Annotated in this window: 22 protein-coding genes; 10 read left to right on the forward strand and 12 right to left on the reverse strand. The window is 68.4% G+C overall.

Annotation, left to right across the window (positions count from 1 at the left end; translation table 11 throughout):
- The first annotated feature begins 84 nt into the window (after positions 1–84).
- Positions 85–834 (forward strand): hypothetical protein, encoded by a 750-nt coding sequence (locus tag AC07PE_RS25400; protein WP_498769791.1) that lies wholly within the window; start codon positions 85–87, stop codon positions 832–834.
- Here the strand turns inward: AC07PE_RS25400 and AC07PE_RS25405 are convergent, their stop codons facing one another.
- Both AC07PE_RS25405 and AC07PE_RS25410 read right to left on the reverse strand, forming a co-directional pair.
- On the reverse strand, positions 835–1,293 hold the full coding sequence (locus tag AC07PE_RS25405; RefSeq protein ID WP_498769793.1) for a hypothetical protein: 459 nt from the start codon (positions 1,291–1,293) through the stop codon (positions 835–837).
- A gap of 13 nt (positions 1,294–1,306) precedes the next feature.
- Complete coding sequence (locus tag AC07PE_RS25410; protein ID WP_498769795.1) at positions 1,307–3,985, reverse strand: bifunctional acetate--CoA ligase family protein/GNAT family N-acetyltransferase; 2,679 nt, start codon at positions 3,983–3,985, stop codon at positions 1,307–1,309.
- 149 nt (positions 3,986–4,134) lie between these two features.
- On the opposite strand from AC07PE_RS25410, the gene AC07PE_RS25415 reads away from it, so the two are divergent.
- From AC07PE_RS25415 to AC07PE_RS25435, 5 genes are all read left to right on the forward strand, one after another.
- Positions 4,135–4,980 carry a cation diffusion facilitator family transporter gene (locus AC07PE_RS25415; protein ID WP_498769797.1) on the forward strand — a complete coding sequence of 282 codons (846 nt, stop codon included), beginning with the start codon at positions 4,135–4,137 and terminating at the stop codon, positions 4,978–4,980.
- Between the two features lie 118 nt (positions 4,981–5,098).
- Positions 5,099–5,503, forward strand: a complete 405-nt coding sequence (locus AC07PE_RS25420) for a DUF2946 family protein (RefSeq protein ID WP_498769799.1) — start codon at positions 5,099–5,101, stop codon at positions 5,501–5,503.
- 72 nt (positions 5,504–5,575) lie between these two features.
- Entirely contained in the window at positions 5,576–6,070 is a 495-nt protein-coding gene (locus AC07PE_RS25425) for a hypothetical protein (RefSeq protein ID WP_498769801.1), read from the forward strand.
- A complete protein-coding gene (locus AC07PE_RS25430) occupies positions 6,067–7,458 on the forward strand; it encodes a TolC family protein (protein ID WP_498769803.1) in 1,392 nt (463 codons plus the stop codon). Before AC07PE_RS25425 ends, AC07PE_RS25430 begins: the two co-directional genes overlap by 4 nt.
- A complete protein-coding gene (locus AC07PE_RS25435; RefSeq protein WP_498769805.1) occupies positions 7,455–8,828 on the forward strand; it encodes a multicopper oxidase family protein in 1,374 nt (457 codons plus the stop codon). The genes AC07PE_RS25430 and AC07PE_RS25435 overlap by 4 nt, the downstream gene beginning before the upstream one ends.
- An 18-nt stretch (positions 8,829–8,846) precedes the next feature.
- Here AC07PE_RS25435 and AC07PE_RS25440 read toward each other — a convergent pair whose 3' ends face one another.
- The 6 genes from AC07PE_RS25440 to tssF form a co-directional block, all read right to left on the reverse strand.
- Entirely contained in the window at positions 8,847–9,374 is a 528-nt protein-coding gene (locus AC07PE_RS25440; protein WP_498769806.1) for a hypothetical protein, read from the reverse strand.
- An 11-nt stretch (positions 9,375–9,385) separates the two neighbouring features.
- Positions 9,386–10,066 carry a DNA-binding protein gene (locus AC07PE_RS25445; RefSeq protein ID WP_498769807.1) on the reverse strand — a complete coding sequence of 227 codons (681 nt, stop codon included), beginning with the start codon at positions 10,064–10,066 and terminating at the stop codon, positions 9,386–9,388.
- An 83-nt stretch (positions 10,067–10,149) separates the two neighbouring features.
- Positions 10,150–10,491: an H-NS histone family protein gene (locus tag AC07PE_RS25450; protein ID WP_498769809.1), complete on the reverse strand. Its 342-nt coding sequence runs from the start codon at positions 10,489–10,491 to the stop codon at positions 10,150–10,152.
- A 102-nt stretch (positions 10,492–10,593) separates the two neighbouring features.
- A complete protein-coding gene (locus AC07PE_RS25455) occupies positions 10,594–13,032 on the reverse strand; it encodes a heavy metal translocating P-type ATPase (RefSeq protein WP_498769811.1) in 2,439 nt (812 codons plus the stop codon).
- Positions 13,033–13,082: 50 nt separating this feature from the next.
- Positions 13,083–14,180, reverse strand: a complete 1,098-nt coding sequence (gene tssG, locus AC07PE_RS25460) for a type VI secretion system baseplate subunit TssG (protein ID WP_498769813.1) — start codon at positions 14,178–14,180, stop codon at positions 13,083–13,085.
- Entirely contained in the window at positions 14,144–15,997 is a 1,854-nt protein-coding gene (gene tssF / locus AC07PE_RS25465) for a type VI secretion system baseplate subunit TssF (protein WP_498769815.1), read from the reverse strand. Before tssF ends, tssG begins: the two co-directional genes overlap by 37 nt.
- Before the next feature lie 78 nt (positions 15,998–16,075).
- Here tssF and AC07PE_RS25470 point away from each other — a divergent pair, with 78 nt between their 5' ends.
- Positions 16,076–16,789 carry a glutathione binding-like protein gene (locus AC07PE_RS25470; protein ID WP_498769817.1) on the forward strand — a complete coding sequence of 238 codons (714 nt, stop codon included), beginning with the start codon at positions 16,076–16,078 and terminating at the stop codon, positions 16,787–16,789.
- Here the strand turns inward: AC07PE_RS25470 and AC07PE_RS25475 are convergent.
- Positions 16,778–17,509: an SDR family oxidoreductase gene (locus AC07PE_RS25475; protein WP_498769819.1), complete on the reverse strand. Its 732-nt coding sequence runs from the start codon at positions 17,507–17,509 to the stop codon at positions 16,778–16,780. The two genes, AC07PE_RS25470 and AC07PE_RS25475, sit on opposite strands and share 12 nt — an antisense overlap.
- A 166-nt stretch (positions 17,510–17,675) precedes the next feature.
- Here AC07PE_RS25475 and AC07PE_RS25480 point away from each other — a divergent pair, with 166 nt between their 5' ends.
- Complete coding sequence (locus AC07PE_RS25480; RefSeq protein ID WP_498769821.1) at positions 17,676–19,574, forward strand: putative bifunctional diguanylate cyclase/phosphodiesterase; 1,899 nt, start codon at positions 17,676–17,678, stop codon at positions 19,572–19,574.
- Here AC07PE_RS25480 and AC07PE_RS25485 read toward each other — a convergent pair.
- From AC07PE_RS25485 to AC07PE_RS25495, 3 genes are read right to left on the reverse strand one after another with little or no spacing between them, the layout of a single operon-like run.
- A complete protein-coding gene (locus AC07PE_RS25485; RefSeq protein WP_498769823.1) occupies positions 19,565–20,506 on the reverse strand; it encodes a pirin family protein in 942 nt (313 codons plus the stop codon). The genes AC07PE_RS25480 and AC07PE_RS25485 overlap by 10 nt on opposite strands.
- A 1-nt stretch (position 20,507) precedes the next feature.
- A complete protein-coding gene (locus AC07PE_RS25490) occupies positions 20,508–20,891 on the reverse strand; it encodes an OsmC family protein (RefSeq protein ID WP_498769825.1) in 384 nt (127 codons plus the stop codon).
- 41 nt (positions 20,892–20,932) lie between these two features.
- On the reverse strand, positions 20,933–21,352 hold the full coding sequence (locus AC07PE_RS25495; RefSeq protein WP_498769827.1) for a DoxX family protein: 420 nt from the start codon (positions 21,350–21,352) through the stop codon (positions 20,933–20,935).
- Between the two features lie 174 nt (positions 21,353–21,526).
- Between AC07PE_RS25495 and AC07PE_RS25500 the strand changes: the two genes are divergently transcribed.
- Both AC07PE_RS25500 and AC07PE_RS25505 read left to right on the forward strand, forming a co-directional pair.
- Positions 21,527–22,678, forward strand: a complete 1,152-nt coding sequence (locus AC07PE_RS25500) for an acyltransferase family protein (protein ID WP_498769829.1) — start codon at positions 21,527–21,529, stop codon at positions 22,676–22,678.
- A 14-nt stretch (positions 22,679–22,692) separates the two neighbouring features.
- Positions 22,693–23,346 (forward strand): TMEM175 family protein, encoded by a 654-nt coding sequence (locus tag AC07PE_RS25505; protein ID WP_498769832.1) that lies wholly within the window; start codon positions 22,693–22,695, stop codon positions 23,344–23,346.
- Position 23,347 lies beyond the last annotated feature (1 nt).

Genomic DNA, 23,347 nt, shown 5'->3' on the forward strand with positions numbered 1-23,347 from the left:
TGTATGGCGGCAATGGTACTGTAAAGAATCTCGACATTCAGCTATCCTAGACCACGCAATCCTGCTCGTCGCCAACACGTATCCATGCAAATCTTCGGAATCGGTCTTCACATCCTCGTCGCCATTTTTTTCGCGGTGCACGCGGTGCGCACGCATCGCGAGATGTACTGGCTACTCGTGCTCTTCCTGTTCCCGCTGCTGGGGAGCATCGTCTACTTCGTCGCCGTGTTCCTGCCCTCCTCGCGCATCGAGCACTCGGCGGCCAGGGCCGGCCGCGCGATCCAGGCCAGCCTGGACCCGGGACGCGAAGTGCGCGACGCCCAGCGCGCCTTCGAACTGACCCCGACCGCGCACAACCAGATGCGCCTCGCGAACGCCCTGCTGGAAACCGGCCAGGCCGCCAGGGCCGCCGAGCAGTACGAAGCCTGCCTGCAAGGCCCGTTCGCCCGCGACGCCGAACTGCGCCTGGGCGCCGCCCGCGCGCGCCTCGCCAGCGGCAATACGGCAGGCACCATCGCGCTGCTGGAATCCCTGGCGGCCGAGCAGCCGGGCTTCCGTCCCGAGCAGGTCGGCATCCTGCTGGGCCAGGCCTATGCCGCAGCCGGCCGCCAGGACGAAGCGGGGTCGCAGTTCGCCACCGCGGCGCAGCGCTTCGGCAGCCTGGAAGCGCGTGTCGAACTCGCCGTCTGGGCGCTCGCCAACGGCAAGCCGCAGGTGGCCGAGCCGGAGCTGCAGGAAATCGAGCGTACCCGCAAGCACATGCCGGGGCATTCGCGCAAATTGAATGCGGAGCTGTTCAGGCGTGTGGATGCGGCGCGGGCGCAGGCGCGCTGATTACCTGCCGGCGCCCTGGCTGATGCGCCCCTGAATGTCCGCGCGCATTTTCTCGTTCAGCTGCTGGAACTCGCGGACCAGACGGTCGCAGGATGCCTTGTCGGCTTCGCAGAGCGCGCTCATTTCCACATACACCTGACTGCTGTTCTGCTTGATGGCGCGCCGTACCGCCGCCGGATGTGCGTAATGCCCCGCCGGGGTGAACGACCAGATCTCGTACTGGGGCTCCGGCAGGGTGACGATGGTCCACCCTCCCTGCTGGGTGACCTCGACAATCGCGCCCGGACGCTGCTTGACGCCGGCCAGCGCGTCAGCCACCGTCTTGTAGCCCGACTTCGCGAAGGCGCCAGGGGTTTCCTTCAGCGGCGCCTCGCTTTGCGCCGATACCGATGCGGATGCCGCGAGCAGGCCTGCCGCAATCAGCAGGTTCGCGAGCCGGAGTCGATCATACAGCTTCATTGCAGTTCCCCTTTCAGCGCAAGGTCAGCCAGAACTTGCGCACACCCTCGTCCTCGTCCACCGGTCCGACCGTAAAACCCAGCTTCTTTACCAGCCCGATGACCGGCGCATTCTGCGGCAGCGCCTCGCCGACGATCTCGCGGGTGCCGCGCGCGCGGCAGTAGGCGATCAGTTTCTCCATCAGCATGCGGCCAAGGCCCTTGCCTTTCAGGTCGGAGCGCACCGTCACCGCGAATTCGGCGCTGACGTTGTCCGGGTCCGCCACCACCCTGCCCACACCCAGCGTCTCGTCGACGCCGTCCGCTCCCGGCCGGGTGGCGATGAAGGCCATTTCGCGGTCGTAGTCGATCTGCGTGAAGCGCGCCAGCTGCGCCGGCTGCAGCTCGCGCACGCGCACGAACATGCGGTAGCGGACGTCGTCGGGCGTCAGCGCATTGAAGAGAGCGACGTGGGCCGGGCCGTCCTCGGGGCGGATCGGGCGCAGCAGGATCGTGCCATCGCCCCAGGGCACCGTCTCTTCCAGCTCGGCCGGATAGGGGCGGATCGCAAGCCGGTCGAGCGTGGAGCCGGAGCGGTCCGCCATCGCGATGCGCATGCGCGCGTCCAGCACCAGGGCGCCGCGGCTGTCGGCCAGCAGCGGGTTGATGTCCAGTTCGACGATTTCGGGCACGTCCGCCACCAGGCGCGAGACCTGCACCAGCACCGCCTCGATCGCGTCCATGTCCGCCTTCGGGTGGTTGCGGTAGCCTTCGAGCAGGCGGGCGACGCGGGTGCGTGCCACCAGTTCCTGGGCCAGCACCGTGTTCAGCGGCGGCAGCGCGACCGCGTGGTCGTCGGCCGCCTCCACCGCCATGCCGCCCTGGCCGAACAGGATCACCGGTCCGAACACGGGGTCGGTGGCAACGCCTGCGATCAGTTCGTGGGCCTCGGGATTCCTCGCCATCGCCTGCACGATGAAGCCCTCCAGGCGCGCGCGCGGCTGCAGTTCGGCCAGGCGGCGGCGCATGCGTTCGGCCGCCGCCAGCACCGCTTCGGCGCTGTCGAGATCCAGCGTGACGCCGCCGACGTCGCTCTTCTGCGCGACGTCCGGCGACAGGATCTTCACGGCCACCGGATAGCCGATCTCGCCGGCCGCGCGCACCGCATCCTCGGGCGTGGCGGCGGCGCGGGTCGGCACCACCGGGATGTTGTAGGCTTCGAGGATGGCCTTGGTGTCCGGGTCGGCCAGCATGTAGCGGCCCTTCTCCAGGGCTTCGCGCACCAGGCGGCGCGCGCGCTCGCGGTCCGGCTCGCCGTCGCCGACCGAGGCCGGCACCTGCATCAGCAGGTTCTGGCTTTCGCGGTAGTGCACGATCTGCATGAAGCCGTTCACCGCATCCTCGGGCGTGCGGTAGGCCGGCATGCCGGCGTCGGCGGCGATGGTGCGCGCTTCCAGCACCGACTTCACGCCCAGCCAGCAGCCCAGCACATTGCGCGAGGAGTTCTTCGCCAGCGGCGCCACCGCGCGCGCGACGTCGGCCGGGTTGACCACCGCGTTCGGCGCGTGGATCATCAGCACCGCATTGGCGCCGGGGTCCTGCAGCAGCAGCTCGATGACGTCGTGATAGCGCTCGGGCGGCGCATCGCCGCGCAGGTTGAGCGGGCCGTCGCCGCGCCATTCGGGCACCATGTCGCGGAGTTTGCGCACCGTGTCCTCCTGCAGCACGGCCGGGTGGCCGCCGGCGTACTGCAGCGCATCCAGGGCCAGCACCACCGGGCCGGCGCCGTTGCCGAGGACGGCCAGGCCCTCGCCATACAGCGGCTTGGCGCGCGCCAGGGTCTCGACCGCCGCGAACAGCTGCTCGGTGGTGTACACGCGCAGCATGCCGGCGCGGCGGATCGCGGCATCGTAGACGTCGTCCGGGGTCGCCAGCACGCCGGACAGGCAGGCGCCGGCCGTCGCCGCCTCCAGCGAGCGGCCGGCCTTCAGCACCAGGGTCGGCTTGCTGCGCGCCGCCGCCCGCGCCGCCGACATGAACTTGCGCGCATAGCGCAGGCTTTCGATGTGCAGCAGGATGGCGCTGGTGCCGCCGTCGCTGGCCAGGTAATCGAGGACGTCGCCGAAATCGACGTCCGCCGATTCGCCCAGCGAGACGAAGCTGGAAAAGCCGATGCCGCGCGTGCGGGCCCAGTCCAGCACCCCCGTCATCAATGCGCCGGATTCGGAGACGAAGGCGATCCGTCCCGGCGCGGCCCCGCCGGCGGCGATGCTGGCATTCAGCTTGACACCCGGCGCCAGCAGGCCGGCGCTGTTGGCGCCCAGGATGCGCAGCAAATAGGGATTGGCCGCATCCAGCATTGCCTGCTTCAGGCTGCGTCCGCGAAAATCGCGCCCGGTGGCGACGCCGGCGCTCATCACGATGGCGGCGCGGGTGCCCAGTTCGCCGAGCGCGCGCACGATGCCGGGCACGGTCTGCGGCGGCGTGCAGATGATGGCGAGTTCCGGCGCCGCCGGCAGGCTGGACACATCCGGCCAGGCGCGCAGGCCGCCGATGCTGGCGTACTTCGGGTTGACCGGATAGACCAGGCCCTCGAAGCCGCCCTCGCGCAGGTTGCGCAGCATGGTGGCGCCGACGCTGCCCGGACGCTCGGTGGCGCCGACCAGGGCCACCGACTTCGGCGCGAACAGCTGGCGCAGGTTGCGGACGCTCATGCGCTGCCCTCCCGCTGCCTTCGGCTACACTGGTCCCAGGAGCGAACAGACCAAGGGACCAGCACATGTCGAACGAAAACAGCGGCTCGCTGAAGGTGATCTATGCGGCCATCCTCGCCAACCTCGGCATTGCCGTCAGCAAGTTCGTGGTGGCCGCCATCACCGGCAGCGCGGCGATGCTGGCCGAAGGCATCCACTCGGCGGTCGATACCGGCAACGAATTCCTGCTGCTGATCGGCGAAAGCAAGAGCGCTCAGCCGGCCGACGCCAAGCACCCCTTCGGCTACGGCAAGGAGCTGTATTTCTGGGCCCTGATCGTGGCCCTGTCCGTGTTCTCGCTGGGCGGCGGGCTCTCGATCTACCACGGCATCGATTCGCTGCGCCATCCGGAGCCGCTGCGGGACCCGACCTGGAACTACGTCGTGCTGGGCATCTCCGCCCTGTTCGAGGGCTACAGCTGGAACGTCTCGCGCAAGGCCCTCAACAAGCTGCGCAAGCCGGGCGCCTCGCTGTGGCAGGCCGTCCGTGCCAGCAAGGACGCGTCCGTGTTCACCGTCTTCATCGAGGACAGCGCGGCCCTGATCGGCCTCGTCATCGCGGCGCTCGGCATCGCCCTCGGCCACGCCTTCGACAATCCTTACTTCGACCCGGCGGCCTCGGTGCTGATCGGCCTGCTGCTGGTGGGCGCGGCCTTCACGCTGGCGCGCGAGACCGGCGCGCTGCTGGTCGGCGAGAGCATCGGCGTGGATGCCACGCGCAAGGTGCGTGAAGTGTTCGAGAAGGATCCGGCCATCGACAGCGTCGCCAGCCTGCAAAGCATGCAGCTGGGCCCCGACGAAGCGCTGCTGACGGCGGCCGTCCAGTTCCGGCGCGGCATGCGCATCGACGAAGTCGAAGACGCCATCGAGCGGCTGGAAAAGGCGGTGATGGCGCTCTACCCGTCGATCAAGCATATCTACTTCGAATCGGGTGCGCTGCGCTCTGCGATGGCCTGATCGGGCCGCTGGAACCATTCTCGTTGCCTCCGTCGACGATGGCGATGCTTAAGATAATGCTATCACGTGCATGGCCGCGTCACGCCAGGCGTGCCGTAACGCGTGCTAGAATGAGCTCGTGAAATCCATACTCCGATCGCTGCTTGTCTGCTTCCTGATGCTGGCGCTGCCTTTCCAGGCATTCGCTTCGGCAAGCATGCTGCCGCGCGTCGCGAATGCATCGCCGGCTGCGCATGCGGCGCCGGCGGCCGAGCTCCCGCCCTGCCACCAGCAGATGGCGAAGGATCACATGGCGATGACCAAGGCTTCATCCGCGCACGACAGCCAGCACGCGGGTGAGCACGACAAAGGCAAATGCGGCACCTGCGCCGCCTGCTGCGTGGGCGCGGCCATGGCTTCCAGCCTGCCGGTCCCACTGGCGCTCGCGCCGCCCTCCACCACCATGATTCCCTTCCGCGCCGGCCACCTGCCGAGCGTCGACCCCGTCCTTCCCGAACGCCCTCCCAGCACCCTCCTCGCCTGATACCGCGCGCCGTCGCGCTTTGGCTTTGCCATTGCCGGCGGCTGTCATCACGCTTTTTTGACGAGGAATTCCATGAAAACCCAAAACCAATTGGCGCGCGCCGCCGCCTGCCTGCTGCTGGCCGCGTCCAGCGTTCACGCTCACGCCCAGCAAGCTGCGGATCCGCAGGCTGCGGTGCCCGCTACTAGCTACCAGTCCACGCTGGAAAAGCGTCCCGAGGCCGCGCCTGCCGGCACGCCGGACGCGAACTGGGTCAAGAGCAACGAGACCGTTGCCGCCACCAATTCGATGGCGCTGACCATGAAAGGCATGGCGGGTCACGCCGGCCACGCCCAGCATGACCACGCGGCGATGCAGGGTATGAGCCCGGCCATGAACATGGACAAGCAGGACAGCCCGGCAATGTGCTCGCCCGGCGGCGCGGAAGGCGCCGGCAAAGGCATGCAGTGCATGTCCGGCGACAAGAACGGTGGCAAAGCCGCCGAAGGCAAGATGTCCTGCTGCGGTTCCGGCTGCGCATCCTGCTGCTGCATGGACAAGATGAAAAAGCCCAAGGAGGCGACATGAAGTTCAAGATGCTCGGCGCGCCGCTGGCGCTGGCCGTGCTGGCCGGCTGCACGACGGTGGCGCCTGATGGCGGCTTCCCCGCGGTGGCCGCCAGCGCGCGCGAGCGTATCGGCACCGAACCCCGTCTCGCGCGTGACGATGCCGCTGCGCGCGAGCTGGCGCAGGCTATCCAGGCCACGCTCGCCAAGCCGCTCGGCATGGACGACGCGGTGAAGGTCGCCGTGCTGGCCAACCCGGGCCTGCAGGCGAGCTACTGGAAGGTCGGCATCGCCCAGGCCGACCTGGCCCAGGCCGGACGGCTGCCGAACCCGGTGCTCGACTACAAGCACCTGTCCAACGCCGGCGATGTTGCTATCGAGCGCAGCTTCACCGTCAACCTGGTCCGGCTCCTGACCTTGCCGCTGGCGTCCCGCCTGGAAGCGCAGCGCTTCGAGCAGGTCAAGCTGGAAGTCGCGCGCGAGATCGAGCAGCATGCGCGCGACACCCGCGTGGCCTGGGTCGATGCGGTGGCGGCAATGCAGGCGCTGGACTATGCGCGCCAGGTCGACGCTGCCGCCGAGGCCAGCGCGGAACTGGCCGGACGCATGGCGAAGGCCGGCAACATGAACCAGCTCGACCTGTCTCGGGAGCAGGTCTACCACGCCGAGACCCAGGCCGCGCTGGCCCGCGCCGGCAAGCAGGCCGTGGCTGCGCGCGAGAAGCTCACGCGCATGCTCGGCCTGTGGGGCAAGGATGCGCAATACAGCCTGCCGGATCATTTGCCGGAATTGCCGCAAGCCCCTGCGCAGCTGCAGGACATCGAGCGCATCGCCATCGAACAGCGCCTCGACGTGCAAGCCGCGAAGCTGGATGCGCAGGCCACCGCCGCCAATCTCGGACTGACGAAGACGACGCGCTTCGTCAACGTGCTCGATCTCGGCTACGTGAACCAGACCGAGACGAACGTGCCGACCGCGCGCGGCTACGAGCTCACGCTCGAGCTGCCGCTGTTCGACTGGGGCGGTTCGCGGGTGGCGCGGGCCGAAGGCGTGTACATGCAGGCGGTGCAGCGCGTTGCCCAGGCGGCCGTCACGGCGCGCAGCGAAGCGCGCGAGAGCTATCTCGATTATCGCACCGCCTACGATGTCGCCGCCCACTACCGCGACCACATCATCCCGCTGCGCAAGCGGATCTCGAAAGAGGTCCTGCTGCGCTACAACGGCATGCTGATGTCGACGCAGGAACTGCTCACCGATTCGCGCGAGCAGGCGGGCGCGGTGTCCAGCTATATTGAGGCATTGAAGGAGTTCTGGAGCGCTCACGCGCATCTCGAGGCCGCGCTCGGCGTGCGCCTGGGCGGCCAACACGTCAAACACCAGGACCAGGAACACAAGGAACACGCAGAATGACATCCCGCAGGAATTTCATTACCGGCGCCGGCGCCGCCATGGTTGGCGCATCGCTGGTCAGCAAGGCGGCGGCCGCCGCCATCCCCGAAGCCCCGGTCCAGAGCTCGGCCGGCACCGCCCCGCCGCTGGCGCCGCCGAACGGCCGTCCCTACAACCCGGTCGTGACGCTGAACGGCTGGACCCTGCCCTGGCGCATGAAGGACGACGTCAAGGAATTCCACCTGGTGGCCGAACCCGTGGTGCGCGAGATCGCCCCCGGCATGAAGGCCAACTTGTGGGGCTATAACGGCCAGAGCCCGGGCCCGACCATCGAGGTGGTCGAGGGCGACCGCGTGCGCATCTTCGTCACCAACAAGCTGCCGGAAGCGACCAGCGTGCACTGGCACGGCCAGCTCCTGCCGAACGGCATGGACGGCGTGGCGGGACTGACCCAGCCGCGCATCGAGCCCGGCAAGACCTACGTCTATGAATTCGTGGCGCGCTACGCCGGCACCTTCATGTACCACCCGCACGCCGACGAGATGGCGCAGATCGGCATGGGCATGATGGGTTCCTGGGTCACGCACCCGAAGGATCCGCGCAAGCATGCGGTGGACCGCGACTTCGTGTTCCTGCTGAACGCCTACGACATCGCGCCGGGCAGCTACACGCCCAACGTCAACACCATGCTGGAGCAGAATATCTGGACCATCAACAGCCGCGCCTTCCCCGGCACGGATCCGATGGTGGTGCGCAAGGACGACCGCGTGCGCATCCGCATCGGCAACCTGTCGATGACCAATCACCCCTTCCACATCCACGGCCACCGCTTCGAGGTCGCGGGCACGGACGGCGGCTGGATTCCGCCGGCGGCGCGCTGGCCGGAAGTCACGGTCGACATTGGCGTGGGCCAGATGCGCGCCATCGAATTCATCGCCGATGCGCCGGGCGACTGGGCCTTCCACTGCCACAAGTCGCACCACACGATGAACGCGATGGGACATGGCGTGCCGAACCTGATCGGCGTCGACCACAGCGGCGTGGCGCGCAAGATCAACGACCTGGTGCCGGGCTACATGGTCATGGGCGACAAGGGAGGCTCCATGGGCAGCATGCGCATGCCGCTGCCCGAGAACACCCTGCCGATGATGGACGGCAAAGGCCCCTTCGGCGAGATCGAGATGGGCGGCATGTTCACGATGATCAAGGTACGCGAAGGCCTGGCGCGCGGCGATTTCCGCGATCCGGGCTGGTACAGGCATCCGCAGGGGACGGTGGCGAAGGAGTGGACGGGGGCGCTGCCGGAGGCGGTGCGTGCGCCGGCGGCGGCGACTTCACCAGGGGAGCCGGTGGCGACTGTCAAGAAAAGTGGTGGGCACGGCGGGCACTGAGCCGCCGCATCGGGAAGATCATGCCGGGCCGTTGCAGGACGCCAGTTCGAACAACGCGCGCGGCATGGTTTCCCGGTCATTGGCCGAGCGGCCGAAGACGCTGCTGAAATAATAGAAATTCATTCCCATCGTGGGCGCGAACAGGTAGCGCGGCGCTTCCTTCCATCCGGCGGCGGGTTCGGAGCTGACGCCCAGCCTGTCGTCCATCGTGTACAGCGACATGGACATCAGGTCGTCGGCCCGTTTCAGCTTGCGTACCTCGCCGCCGGTCGTGGCGGGATTTTCGGCAGCATACAGATAGGTCTCGGTGTAGCCATTCCCGATGTCCATCATGAACCAGTAGGTCTCGCCGGTCTTCGCGGATGCCACCCATAGCAGGTCGGCCTTGCCGCGCGCCGACTTCGCGAAACCGGCCGTGAAGGCCGGATCCGCCTTCAGCACGTAGCGCGCCTGCAGGACCGGGCAGGCCGGCGCCGCCTGCGCAGGGCACAACGCCGCCGCGCCCAGCAGGGCGCACGATGCGATGAGGTGGTTCGTGAGGCGCATGGTGGAGGCCGTCAGCCCTTCTTGCGCAAGGCTGCAATCTGCTTGCGCAGGTCGGCGTTCTCCGCTTCCAGGCTGTCGCGCGCCGTCCTGGCGCCGACCAGTTCCATTTCCGCGGCCAGGCGCGCATCCGACAGGGTCGCGTTCTGCGCCACGCCCTTTTCCAGCTGCCCGCGCAGGTCCGCCAGCTGGGCATCCTTGCCCTCGATCGCCAGCTGGTCCTTGGCTTTGCCGACCAGGGCGTCCATGGCGACCTGCTTGGCGTTGCGCAGCTCGGCGTTCAGGCGCTCGATCTCTTCGTCGCGGTCGGCCAGGTTGGCCAGGGCTTCGTCGCGGGCCGCGCTGGTCTCGTCGAGCTGCGCCTGCACGGCGTCGCGTTCGCCCTCCAGCGCATCGCCGGCTTCGCGCAGCGCTTCCAGTTCTTCTTCGTGGCGAGCCAGCGCCGCGCGGGTGCCGGTGCCTGCTTCCTCCGCGAATTGCTGGGCCCAGCGCGCCAGTTCGGTGACCAGGTTCGGCGGCAGTTCTGCCTTGGGCGGCTCGGGCGGCTTTTCGTTCTCCGCGCGCCACTGCGCCAGATGGCGCGAGATGGCGGCGGCCGAGCCGCCGCCGAGGGCGTCACGCACCGAATCGATTGTCACCGGCGTGCCGCCGTCCTGCAGCTTGCTTGCCGCTGCCGCTACGTCTTCGAAGTTCATGGATGGGATACTTGTTTGTCGAAGGCCGTATCATACGCCACGCCCGCCATCGGTGACGGGCGCTACGGGACAGCCGGACAGGCCTAGATCCGGAAGTCGTCCAGCGACTTGCCTTTGGTGAGCGCCTCGGCGATCCACCTGGGCTGGCGTCCGCGGCCGGTCCAGGTCTGGGATGCGTCGGCCGGGTTGCGGAAGCGCGCCTGGCCCGGCTGCGCATCGCCCTTTTTCGCGCCGCCCTTCTTTGCAGCGCCGGCGGCCGTGAGCAGGGCCGACACCGGCACGCCCACGTCCTGGGCAATCGCGAGAATCTGCTCGCGCGCCTTCTTGACCTCGTCCTGCTGGCGGGACTTGATCTCCTTCTCGATATCGAATTGCAGGCCCTTGAGCTCGGCAAGGTTGTAGTTCGACAGGTCGGTCTTTGCCATGTGCGCGCCTTTCATGTTCCGGGTTGTTTATTTGGCATTCTTGGCAATTCTACATGTTTGGAGAATTGCTGCCGCACCGGTCGATCCGGCCGCGTATCCCCCTCAGGCCCGTGCACTGACCGGATACCCGGCCTCGTCGATCGCCTTCGCAATCCGGTCCAGGTCGGCGGAACTGTCGATCTTCACCTTCTTGGTCGGCAGGTCGATATCGACTTTCGCCTGCTGGTCGATATCCTGCACGGCCTTGGTCACGCGGCCCACGCAGTGTTTGCAGGTCATGTCTTCCACGGTCAATTCATACATCTTGTTTTCTCCTTCGGTTGAAAAAGTTGAAATCTTTGGTGCCGCCGGCGCCCAGCGCCGCAGCAGCAATGCATTCGTCACCACGCTCACCGAGCTGAGCGCCATCGCTGCGCCGGCCAGCACGGGATTGAGCAGGCCCAGCGCCGCGACCGGGATGCCGACCACGTTGTAAACGAAGGCCCAGCCCAGGTTCTGGCGGATCTTGCTGTAGGTGCGGTGCGAGATCGCGATGGCGTCCGCCACCAGCAGCGGGTCGCCGCGCATCAGCGTGATGCCGGCCGTGTGCATGGCGACGTCGGTGCCGCCGGCCATGGCGATGCCGACGTCGGCCGCGGCCAGGGCCGGGGCGTCGTTGATGCCGTCGCCGACCATCGCCACCTTGCCCCTGCCGGCGTCGCGCATCAATTCGCGCACGGTAGCGGCCTTGTCAGCCGGCGGCACCTCGGCGACGTAACGTTCCAGGCCCAGCTCGCGCGCCACCAGCGCCGCCGCACCGCGGTTGTCGCCGGTCAGCATGACGGTGTCCACGCCCATCGCTTCCAGGCGGGCCACTGCCGCCGCGCTGGTCGGCTTCAGGCGGTCGCCGAAGGCCACCAGGCCCTCGACCCGCAGCACGCCGCCCTCTTCCACGGCCAGCCAGGACACGGTGCGGCCATCGAGCTCGTGCCGGCGCGCCGCCGCTTCCCAGGCATCCGCCGCGGCGCCGATCTCCTGCATCAGGCGCCGATTGCCAAGATACACGGTCGCCGCCCCGACCCGCGCACGTACGCCGCGGCCCGGCAAGGCGGCGGCGTCGCTCGCTGCCGGCAGAGACAGGCCGCGTTCCCGGGCCGCCTGCGTAACCGCCTTCGCCAGCGGGTGCTCGCTGTACTGCTGTACGGCCCAGGCCAGCGCCAGCATGGAATCGCCGCCCTCGACCGCCACCACGCGCGGCTTGCCCTCGGTGAGCGTGCCGGTCTTGTCGAACACCACGGTGCGGACTGCGTGCGCCGTCTCCAGCGCTTCCGCGTCCTTGATCAGGATACCGTGGCGCGCCGCCACGCCGGTGCCGACCATGATGCCGGTCGGCGTCGCCAGGCCCAGCGCGCAGGGGCAGGCGATCACCTGCACCGCCACCGCGTTCAACAGCGCCTGCTGCCAGTCGCCGGTGGCCAGGCCCCAGCCGAGCAACGTGAGCACGGAGATCAGCAGCACCGCCGGCACGAATACGGCGCTCACGCGGTCGACCAGGCGCTGGATCGGCGCCTTGACCGCCTGCGCGTCCTCGACCATGCGGATGATCTGGGCCAGCATGGTGTCCGCGCCGACCTTGGTGGCTTCCACCAGCAGCAGGCCCTCGCCGTTCACGGCGCCGCCCAGCACAAGCTCCCCGACGCTGCGCGCCACCGGCAGGCTTTCGCCGGTCAGCAGGGATTCGTCCAGGTGGCTGCTGCCCTCCGTCACGCGGCCGTCGGCGGGCACGCGCTCGCCCGGTCTGACCACGATCAGGTCGCCGGCGCGCAAATCCGCCACCGCCAGCTCGAGGTCACGGCCGTCCCGCCTTACCAGGGCGGACTCGGGGCGCAGGGATTCGAGCGCGCGGATCGCCTCCACGGTCTGGTGTTTGGCCCGGCCTTCCAGCCACTTCCCGAGCAGCACCAGGGTGATCACCACCGCCGAGGATTCGAAATACAGGTGCGGCAGCCTGTCGCCCTCATGCGCCATCAGGAGCTGGGCCACGGACAAGCCGTAGGCCGCCGAGGTGCCGATCGCCACCAGCAGGTCCATGTTCCCGGACCCGGCGCGCAGCGCCTTCCAGCCGGCGCGGTAGAAGCGCGCGCCCAGCCAGAACTGGACCGGGGTCGCCAGCAGCAGCTGGATCCAGCCCGGCAGCATCGCATCGTGGGCCGCATCCGTGCCGAACAGCTGGCCGAACATCGGCAGCACCAGCGGCAGGCTGAGGATGGCGGCGGCCGCCACCGGCCACCAGGACGGCAGCCGGGATGCCTGCGGCGCGGCGCGCGGCTGGCCGCGCTGGATGGGCTCCGCCTCGTAGCCGGCCTGCGCCACGGCGGCGACAATCGCATCCGGGTCCAGCGCCGCGCCGTGCACCGTCGCCTGTTCGGTGGCCAGGTTGACGCTGGCGTCCGAGACGCCCGGGACCTTCTTCAATGCCTTTTCGACGCGTGCCACGCAGGACGCGCAGGTCATGCCTTGTACCGCGAGCTGCAGCCCGGCAGTGGAATCCTTGGTATTCATCGCTTGCTCCTGTCAGTAACGACAGGATAATCCTTCCCACGATGGGAAGGTCAAGCGCCGATGTCGAAGGGTGCGGAGGATGGCGGCAGCGGTGTCATCGGCCGCAGGTCGTAGACCATGTCGGCGCGGTCGCCGGCCGTCGGCCCAGTGATCAGGAAGCTGTCGCGGCCCAGCCGTTGCGGACCGCCGGCCAGGCGCACGGGCCGCAGTTCGCTGCGCGCCAATACCAGCACCACCTCGTAGCTGAGGGTCGGCGCGGCAAACAGGCCGAGCATGGTGCGCAGGGCGCGCGCCCCGTCCGCGTGCGGCAGGAAGCGCTCGAACTGGGCGCGGCGCAGCGGCCCGATGCGCACGCGCACGCGCAGGTCCGGGCGCCAGCAGCGCTCGCCCAGTACCGCGGCCTGGCCCAGAATCGCGCCGGGATGACCGCCGGGACGGCCGGCAGCGCCGCCCAGCCTGGACTGCTCCTCAAACGCCAGCGCATCCCAGAAGCCGATGCCCTCCTCCAGCGCGATCGGCACGCCGAAGTGATGCGTCAGCACCCGGGCCAGGACCACCGCGGAGGCCGGGCGCTGCCTGAGCACCCCGGCATAGCGCGCCAGCGTGGCGTCGTCGACGGCCTCGTGCGGCGACTCCGGCGCGAAACCGGCCAGCGCCAGCAGCAGCGGCATGAAGCCATCGCCGCCGTCTGGCCCGCTCACGGCATGCTCGACCCGGTACTTGCGCCACGCGCCATAGAACAAGGCCAGCATGCGCGTGGTGAAGATGTCGAGGAAGGCACGCGGCGCTTCGGCCAGCTCGGCGTCCGGCTGCGTCGCTTCCCAGGCGGCGATGCGCTCGGTCACGTGCCCCGGCATCGCGCCATGGGCTCCCAGCAGGCCCATGAAGGTGGGGGTCAGGTGGAATTGCGGCGGCAGACCGTCGGGCGATGTGCCAGGCGCGATCGCCTCCACCTGCCCGGCCGGAAAGGCCAGCGCCAGGCTGTTATGGAAGCGCAGGTGATGTTCCAGCGCGCGGCGCGGCGGCACACCCTGCTCGCCCAGCCACAACAGCAGCAGCCGCACCGCCTGGAAGAATTCGAAGCGCTGCGGCTCGGCCAGCAGCCGCTCGATCAGGCCAGCGGGCGGCTGCTGTGACGGGGTTCGCATGCAAGAAGCTCCTGACCGGTCTGGCGCGACACGACCTGCAGCCGCGTGAAGCAGTTCAGCTGTCCGTTCAGCGCAAAATAATGGTCGAGCACCCGGGCGAACACGAACAGGCTGCCGCCGGCGAAGGCTTCTTCGTCCACCGTCATGCGGATGCCGATCCCGGGCATCAGGGTCGACACCGGCGCGGTCCGCACCCAGGCCCGCACGGCGCCGTGCTCGAGGCCCTGGATGCCGGCGATCAGGCGCTGCGCGGCCGGCGAATGCGGCAGGTCGTACAGCGCCAGCATCTTGCGGAAGTCGTCGAGGCCGGCCATGGTCAGGCTGGTGTGGCTGAGCGACAGGTGCGAGATCAGACGCCAGTGCGCGCCGCGCGCGCTGCCGAAGCGGTAGCTGGGGCTGGGTTTGCGCAGCATGCGGATCGGCGCCACGCCCGAGAGTTCATCGGTGCGCAGGTCGCCCTGCGGATCGCCGTAGCGCAGCTGGGCCGGCAGGTCGCGATTCGTGCAGGTCAGCATGGTCGACAGGGTGGCGCCAGCGCTGTCGGTGGTGTGGAAGTCGGCGTCGATCAGGGCGATGCGCATCTCGTGGCCGGGGCTGACGGCGGCCACCGCATGGTCGCGCCGCGTGACCCAGTAGTGATTGCCGCCCTGTTCGCCGCCGCCATTTGCGGCGTACAGCGGCGCGAAGCGGGTGACGCTGCTCGATCGCCCCACGCTTGCGTGGGGCCCTTCGCGCACCAGGCGCACCGCGTCGACGCTGTGGATCTCGTAGTCGGCGGCGTGGGCGCCGTCGGCCAGCAGCGGATAGTCGGCGCTGGTATGGGACAGCTGCAGCGGCGCGCCGGCTTTCGGGAACAGGTTGATCGCCGGCGTGCAGGACAGCAGCAGGTTGCTCGCCTTGAGTCCGGCCAGCAGGCGCGCGGCGGCGGCGTCGACGGGCAGTCCGTTCAGCACCACGTGCAGGGTGAAGCTGGTGCAGCGCGGTGGCAGCAGCGCGCGCAGGGCGGCGGTGTCGAGGTCGATGAAGTGGAACTTCTCGGGATAGCAGAAGTATTCGCTCAGCAGGCGCAGCGCCGGATGGGCGCGCGCCGGGAACGGGATCATCGCATCCTCTTCCTCGAAGCCGGCCAGCGACAGCGGCACCGAGGGCAGCGGCAGCCAGGCGGCCTCGCCGCCGGCCTGGACGAAGGCGCAGGCGCCGCGCAGGAACAGCGCATCGATGAGGGCCGCGCGCATGGAGGCTTCGCCGTCGACGAACAGGCGCAGGCGCGCCGGCAGCACCTCGCCCAGCGGGCGTGGCCCCGGCGTGGCCAGCGTGATGCCGATGGCGCTGGCGGCGCCGCGCGGCAGGCGCAGCGAGCGCGGGGCCCTGGCCAGCGGCGCGAACTGGACCTGGGCCACGCGCAGCGGCGCCAGCAGCACGTGGTAGACGGTGCGGAACAGGATCACGCTGTCGTGGCGGGCGCTGGTGCGCAGCATGGTCCCGCGCGGCAGCAGCACGGGGGCATCCGGCAGCTCGGCGTCGCCGTGGCCGCCCACCTGCACGATGGTGTGCGAGGGCATGGGCCGCAGGTAGTGCGGATACAGGCTTTCCAGTAGCGATTCGGTGAACTTCGGGTAGTCGTCGTCGAGGCGCTTGCGGATGCGCGCGCTCATCAGCGCCACCGACTGGATCAGCCGGGCCACGCTCGGGTCTTCGTAGGTTTCACCCGCCAGGTGCAGCTCGCCGGCCGGCTTCGGATAACGGGCGCGGAACTCGCGCGCGAACTGTCCGAACAGGCCCAACTCTTCCTCGTAGTAGCGCAGTAGCTCGTCCATTCATGGATAGTCCCACCCACGCTGAAAACGTATCTTGAGTACAATCAACACCGACCAACCACCACTAGGGAGCCTCCGATGTCCGACCTGAGCCAATTCGCTATCACCCGCAAGTGGCCCGCGCAGCAGCCCGAGCGCCTGCAGCTGTATTCCCTGCCCACGCCCAACGGCGTGAAGGCCGCGATCATGCTGGAAGAGATCGCCCTGCCCTACGAAGTGCACCGCGTCGCCTTCGACAAGAACGACCAGCTGTCGCCCGAGTTCCTGTCGCTGAACCCGAACAACAAGATCCCGGCCATCATCGACCCGGACGGCCCCGGCGGCAAGCCGCTGCCGCTGTGGGAATCGGGCGCGATCCTGATCTACCTGGCCGAAAAGACCGGCAAGCTGCTGCCGGCCGACCCGGCTCTGCGCTACCAGACCATCCAGTGGCTGATGTTCCAGATGGGCGGCCTGGGCCCGATGTTCGGCCAGCTCGGCTTCTTCCACAAATTCGCCGGCAAGGATTACGAAGACAAGCGCCCGCGCGACCGCTACGTGGCCGAATCGAAGCGCCTGCTGGCGGTGCTCGACAAGCACCTCGAGGGCCGCGACTGGATCATGGGCGAGGAATACACGATCGCCGACATCGCGACCTTCCCCTGGGTGAACAACCTGGTCGGTTTCTATGGAGCCGGCGAGCTGGTGGGCTACGAGGACTTCAAGAACGTGGCCCGCGTGGTGCAGGCTTTTGTAGCGCGGCCGGCCGTGGCGCGCGGCCTGCAGATTCCGCCGGCGCCTTTAAGCGCCTAAAGTCCTCAGGTCGGCCACCACCTCATCGCCGAAGGACTTGCCGAGCAGGTAGTCGACCAGCTGCTCGGCGCATTCGTCCGGGTCGACCAGGCTGCCGGTCTCCTTCAGGTCGACGAAGCGCTGGCGCATCGGGAAGTTCTCTTCCGGCGCGGCACGGATCTCGGCCTGCATGCCGGTGTCGATCGTGCCCGGGGCCAGGCTGCAGATCTGCACGTCCTGGCCGCCGTCCAGCACCACCGCGCGCGCATGGTGGTCGAGCGCCGCCTTGGTGGCGCAGTAGACGCTCCAGCCGGGATACGGATGGCGCCCGGCGCCGCTGGAGATGTGCATGATGCGCTTTTGCCCGCCGTCGCTGGCGCGCACCACGGCCGCCGCCAGCGCCATCGGCGCAGCCACGTTCAGGGTCACGGCGCGTAGTACCGCGCGCGGATCCTGCGCCTCGAGGGGCCCGACCGGGGCCAGCATCCCCGCATTGTTGAGCAGAAGCACGGCGCCGGTGCCGTCCAGGTAGTCGGTCAGCGCATTGCCGTCGAGCCAGTCGACCAGCGCGGGGCCGTCCGCCAGGTCCAGTTCCACCTCCTCGAACAGGTCGGGCCAGGATTGCGCCAGTCCGTCGGAGCGGGTGCGGGCGAGGCCCAGCACCGGCACCCCGCGCGCCAGCAGATTACGGGCCAGGGCAGCGCCCAGGCCCTTGGTATGGCCGGTTACGATTGCTTTCATGTCCTTCTCCATCCCATTGCCGCGCAGGGCATCGTCACGAATGTTATCGCAAGCAGGCGCGCACGATAAAGTCAAATGTGCTGCCGTCGCACCCTTGCCTCTGCTCCAGTTCGCTGCGCCATGGCAGAATGGGCCGCAAAGCACAGGATTCACAACGCGAGGCCCAATGCAAATTCCAGACATCCCCGTCGACGAAGCGCGCCGCCTGACCGCCCTGCACGCCACCCGCCTGCTCGGCAGCGCCCCCGAAGAAGCCTTCGACCGCATCACGCGCATGGCCGCGCGGCTGCTGAACGCGCCCACCGCCCTGGTTTCGCTGGTCGACAAGGATGTCCAGTGGTTCAAGTCGCGCTGCGGCTTCGAAGGCACCGAGACGGCGCGCGAGATCTCCTTCTGCGGCCACGCGATCCTCGAGCACGAGCCGCTGATCGTGACCGACGCCACCCGCGACCCGCGCTTCTGCGGCAACCCGATGGTGACCGGGGAGGCGCACGTGCGCTTCTATGTGGGCGTGCCCCTGTATTCGGTCGACCGGATGGCGATCGGCACCCTGTGCGTGATCGACCGCGAACCGCGCCAGCTCAGCGGCGAGGAGCTCGACCTGCTGCGCGACCTCGCGCGCATGGTCGAACAGCTGATCCACCACCGCCAGCTGGCCACCGCGGCCCAGGCCTTGTACTCGCACGTGCTGCTGGACGCCGCCAACCCGGAGCTGAGCGCGGCCGCCGGCCAGGTCGAGTTCCTGCTGAACCACGACCAGTTGACCGGGCTGTCGAACCGCCAGGCCCTGGTGCGCACCATCGGCGAAGGCCTCGAGAAATGGCGCAAGGAAGGCACCCAGACCCTGGTCGCCTCGCTCAACCTGGACAAGTTCAAGCGCCTCAACGAAGCCCTCGGCCACCACGCCGGCGACCAGGCCCTGGTATCGATCACCTGGAGCCTGCAGAGCGTGCTGCGGCCGGAAGACCTGCTGGCGCGGGTCGGCAACGACGAATTCGTGGTGCTGCTGCCCGGCCTCGGCGACGACAGCGTGGCGCGCGACCGCCTGCGCCAGATCATGCAGGCGGTGCACCGCGAGTTCAAGACCGCGGGCGGCGGCGCCTTCCCCCTCACCTGCAGCATCGGCTACGCGATCTATCCGCAGGACGGCGACAGCGCCGAGGTCCTGATGAACAACGCAGCCCTGGCAAGCCGGCGCGCCAAGCTGATGGGCGGCGGCCAGATCCAGCACTTCACCGAGGAGCTGAAAAACGCCTTCAACCGCAAGCTGGCCATGGAAAGCCAGCTGCGCGCCGCCCTCGACCACAAGGAACTGTTCCTGATGTACCAGCCGAAGATCGCGCTGAAGGACGATTCGGTGGCCGGGCTGGAGGTGCTGCTGCGCTGGCGCCATCCGCAACACGGCCTGATTTCGCCGGTGGAGTTCATCCCGGTGGCCGAAGAGGCCGGGCTGATCGTGGAGATCGGCGAGTGGGTGCTGAAAAGCGCCGTCGACCAGTGCCGCGCCTGGCGCGCCGACGGCGTGCCCACCGTGCCGGTGGCGGTCAACCTGTCGGCGCGCCAATTCCACCGCACCGACATCGTCGGCTGCGTGGCCACCGTGGTGCGCGACGCCGGGCTGGCGCCGGGCGACCTCGAACTGGAGCTCACCGAAAGCATGTCGGTGCAATGCCCCGAGCGCAGCGCCGACCTGATGGGACGCCTGCGCGATCTCGGCTGCACCATCAGCATCGACGATTTCGGCACCGGCTATTCCAGCCTCAGCTACCTGAAGCGCTTGCCTGTCGACAAACTAAAGATCGACCGCTCCTTCGTGCAGGACATGCACGAAAGCGAAGATTCGATGGCGATGGTCGAAGCCATCGTCGCCATGGCGCACAGCCTGCGCCTGGAAGTCATTGCCGAAGGCGTCGAACTGCAGGAGCAGCTGGACGGCCTGCGCAAGGCGGGCTGCGACCAGATCCAGGGCTTTTATTACAGCAAACCGCTGAGCCCCGGCGATTGCGCCGCCTATCTCAGGGCGCACGCCTCGGGCCAGCCGTCTGCCGCGCAGGCTCAGGGATAACGCACCGGCCGGCCCAGGGTATCGGGCAGCGGGATGAACTCGGTCTCGCCCGGCACCTTCGGGAAGCGCATCTCGCGCCAGTCTTCCTTGGCCTGCTCGATGCGCTCGGCCGAGCTGGAAACGAAGTTCCAGGTCAGGTAGCGCGGACCGTCCATCGGCTCGCCGCCCAGCAGCATCACGCGGGCGCCGGCGCCGTTCGCCGCCGCCAGCGTCACCGCCGCGCCGGGCTTCAGCACCAGCAGCTGGCCGGGGCCGAAGCGGCCGTCGCGGCCGAGGTCCAGCGTGCCCTCCACCACGTAGATCGCCTGCTCTCCGTACTCCGCCGGCATCGGCAGGCGCGCGCCCGGCTGCAGCGCCAGGTCGACGTAGAACATCGGCGACTCGACCGGCACCGGAGCGCGCTTGCCGAAGTATTCGCCGGCGATGATGCGGGCGGTGGCGCCCTCGCCTTCCAGCACCGGCAATTCGTCCGCGGCGATGTGCGAGAAGCTCGGGTCCTTCTCTTCCTTGGCCTTCGGCAGCGCCACCCAGCATTGCAGGCCATGCAGGGTCGAGCCATTCGCACGCACCAGCGGGCCGGTGCGCTCGGAGTGGACGATGCCCTTCCCGGCCGTCATCCAGTTGACCGCGCCGGGACGGATGTCCTGCACGGTGCCGAGGCTGTCGCGGTGCGAGATCTCGCCCTCCAGCAGATAGGTCACGGTGGACAGGCCGATGTGCGGGTGCGGGCGGACGTCGATGCCGGTGCCGGCGTTGAACACGTGGGGGCCCATCTGGTCGAGGAAGACGAAGGGACCGACCATGCGGCGGTCCTTGTGCGGCAGCGCGCGCCTGACTTCGAAGCCGCCGCCCAGGTCATGGGTGCGCGGCACCACGATGGTTTCCAGCATGCTTTCTTCGTCGTGCGCATTGTTGTCCATGTTGAGTTCCATGTTACTGAGCCTCCGTGGTGATCTGGATCTGCCCGGACAGGGTCTTGTGGACCGGGCACTTGTTGGCGATGTCCGTCAAACGCTGCTTCTCTTCTTCGCTCAAGGCGCCGACGTAGCGGATGCTGCGGTGCAGGGCGTAGGCCGCGCCTTCCTGGCCGTGGCGGATGCTTACCTGCACTTCGTCCAGCTGCCAGCCCTTGCGTTTGGCGTACAGGTTGACCGTCAGGGTGGTGCAGGCCGCCAGCGCCGCCGCCAGCAGGTCGTGCGGTTCGGGGCCGCTGTCCTCGCCGCCGAATTCCGGCGCCACGTCGGTCAGGAGCCGGTGCCGCCCGATCTCGATTACCTGCTGCAGCGGCCCCTGGCCGCGGTGGGTCGTCACTTCCATGATGGTCTCCCTGTTCTTGAGCGATTGTACGTGATGCTATCTCAGGCCGTGCGGGCGCGCAGGACGGTGGCGCCGGCTTTGGCTTGCACGCGCTGGCGTTCGATGTCGAAAATCACCAGCATCGCACCCAGGATCGCCACGTTTTTCAGGAAGTGGTTCAGCTGGTTCTGCAGCTCGGCGGCGGGAGCGCTCCAGAAGCCGTGGAAGATCAGCGTGACCGGCACCAGGAACAGGGCAAGTCCGAGACTGGCCCAGCGCGCCTGGAAGCCCGTCACCAGGGCCAGGCCGCCGCCGACTTCGAGGGCGATGGCCGCCGCCAGCAGCAGGCTGGCAAACGGCAGTCCCAGGCTGCCCATCCAGCCGGCGACATAGGAAAAGGCGAGGATCTTGTTGATGCCCGAGATGACGAACAGGGAACCGACGAGCGCGCGGCCGGCGGGATAGAGTTTGGTGGTGTTCATGGTGTTCTCCTTCAGGTGTGGGTTGTCGATGGAGTTCATTATGGACGCCCTGGGAACGGAAGAAAAACGAGTTATTTGACCGCCTATCATCGATTTTTTCGATAATACAAAGGCGACCGGCTGGCGCCTGTCAATACCCTTTCCTCGCGGCCGGTGTGGCGCTACCATGGACGGATGACCTCGCCTCTGCCCCCACCTGCGCCTTCCTCCCGCAACTTCGGCATCGACTGCCTGCGCGGCCTCGCCATCCTGCTCGTGGTCGTGCACCACCTGGCCCTGCCCTTCCGCCTGCCGCTGGGCCCGAGCCTGCTAAAGGACTGGCTGCCGAAGCGCCTGCTGAACGCCATCAGCTTTAATGGCTACGAGGCGGTCTTCATCTTCTTCGTCATCTCCGGCTTCCTGATCGCGACCCGCATCGTCGAGCGCGATGGCGGCCTCGATCGCGTGAACCTGCGCCGCTTCTACCGCGCCCGCGCGCTGCGCATCCTGCCGCTGCTGCTGCTCACGCTGGCCGCGCTGTCGGTGCTGGCCCTGTTCGGCGTTACCGGTTTCGCGCCGGACGGCGACCAGCAAAGCCTGGCCGGCCTGCTGGGTTCCGCGCTCAGCTTCACCTTCAACTGGTACGAAGGCCGCACCGGCTGGGCGCCGGCCGGCTGGGACGTCCTGTGGTCGTTGTCGATCGAGGAAGTGTTTTATCTCGGCTTCCCGCTGCTCTGCCTGTGGCTGCCGCGGCGGCTGCTGATTGGCTTGCTGGTCGTGTGGGCGCTGCTCCTGAACCCGCTGCGCAACCTGGTGCCTGCCGCCGACGAAGTCTGGTGGGAGAAAGCCTATCTGCCCGGGATGGCGGCGATCGCCTGGGGCGTGCTGGCCGCCCTGCTGGCCCAGCGCTGGCGCCCGACGCGGCGCGACGCCCGTGCCATGGCGATCTTCGGCGCCTTCTGCATCCTGATGGTGCTGGGCTGGGGCGAGCTGGTGCACCGCCATCTTTTCAAATCGGTGATGGTTGGACTGGTGCTGGGCGCAGCCTTCATGCTGGTCGCCTTCCATGCGCACCCGCCGGCGCCGCGCGCGGGCTTGCGCTGGCTGGCGCGCATGGGCAGCCTGAGCTACGAGCTGTATTTGTCGCACATGTTCGTGGTGCTGGCCGCCGTCGGCCTGTACCGCGCTTTCCTCGGCAAGGAGCAGGCCTGGACCTTTACGGTTTACCTGCCGGTGCTGCTGCTGTGCTACGGCCTGGCGCTGGTGCTGGAGAAGTTCACCTCACGCTTTACCCGCCAGGGGGCTTGCCTTGAGGGCGAAGCCAAGCGAGAATTGGCAATTCACTAACATCCAGACAGCGCATGGACCACACCACCTCCACCGGCACGCCGCAACTCAGCAAGCACCGCATCGAAGCACTGGTCGACGGCATCTTCGCCGTCGCCATGACCCTGCTCGTGATCGACCTGCGCCTGCCCGAGCACCTGCACATCAGCAGCGACGCCGAGCTGCGCGAGGCCCTGGCGGAACTGCTGCCCAACCTGTACTCCTGGCTGGTCAGCTTCATCGTGCTGGGGATCTTCTGGGTCGGCAACCACCGCGTCTACAGCCATGTGCGGCATGTGGACGGCGGCCTGGTATGGCGCACCATCCTGATGCTGGGCGGGGCCAGCCTGCTGCCCTTCGCCTCCGCCGTCAATGGCCACTTCTTCTCGCAGCTGGCGCAGGGCGTGTACTCGGGCGTGATGATTCTGATCGGCCTTGGCTCGCTGCTGGTGGCGCGCTACATTCACCGCAACCCGCAGCTGTGCGCGCACCCGATGGACGACGCGACCTATATGGCCATTTGCACGCGCCTGGGCGGCCTGGGCGTGATCGCCCTGCTGGCGGTGGGGCTGGCCGGCCTGTTCCCGGGCTCGGCCAACTGCGCCTTCATACTCGGCTTTACGCTGCGCCCGCTGGGCAACGCGGTGGCGCGCCGCTACGCCGTGCCGCCCGCCGAACAGCCGACCTGAT

Source organism: Telluria sp. GW821-FHT07G12 (assembly GCF_059418525.1).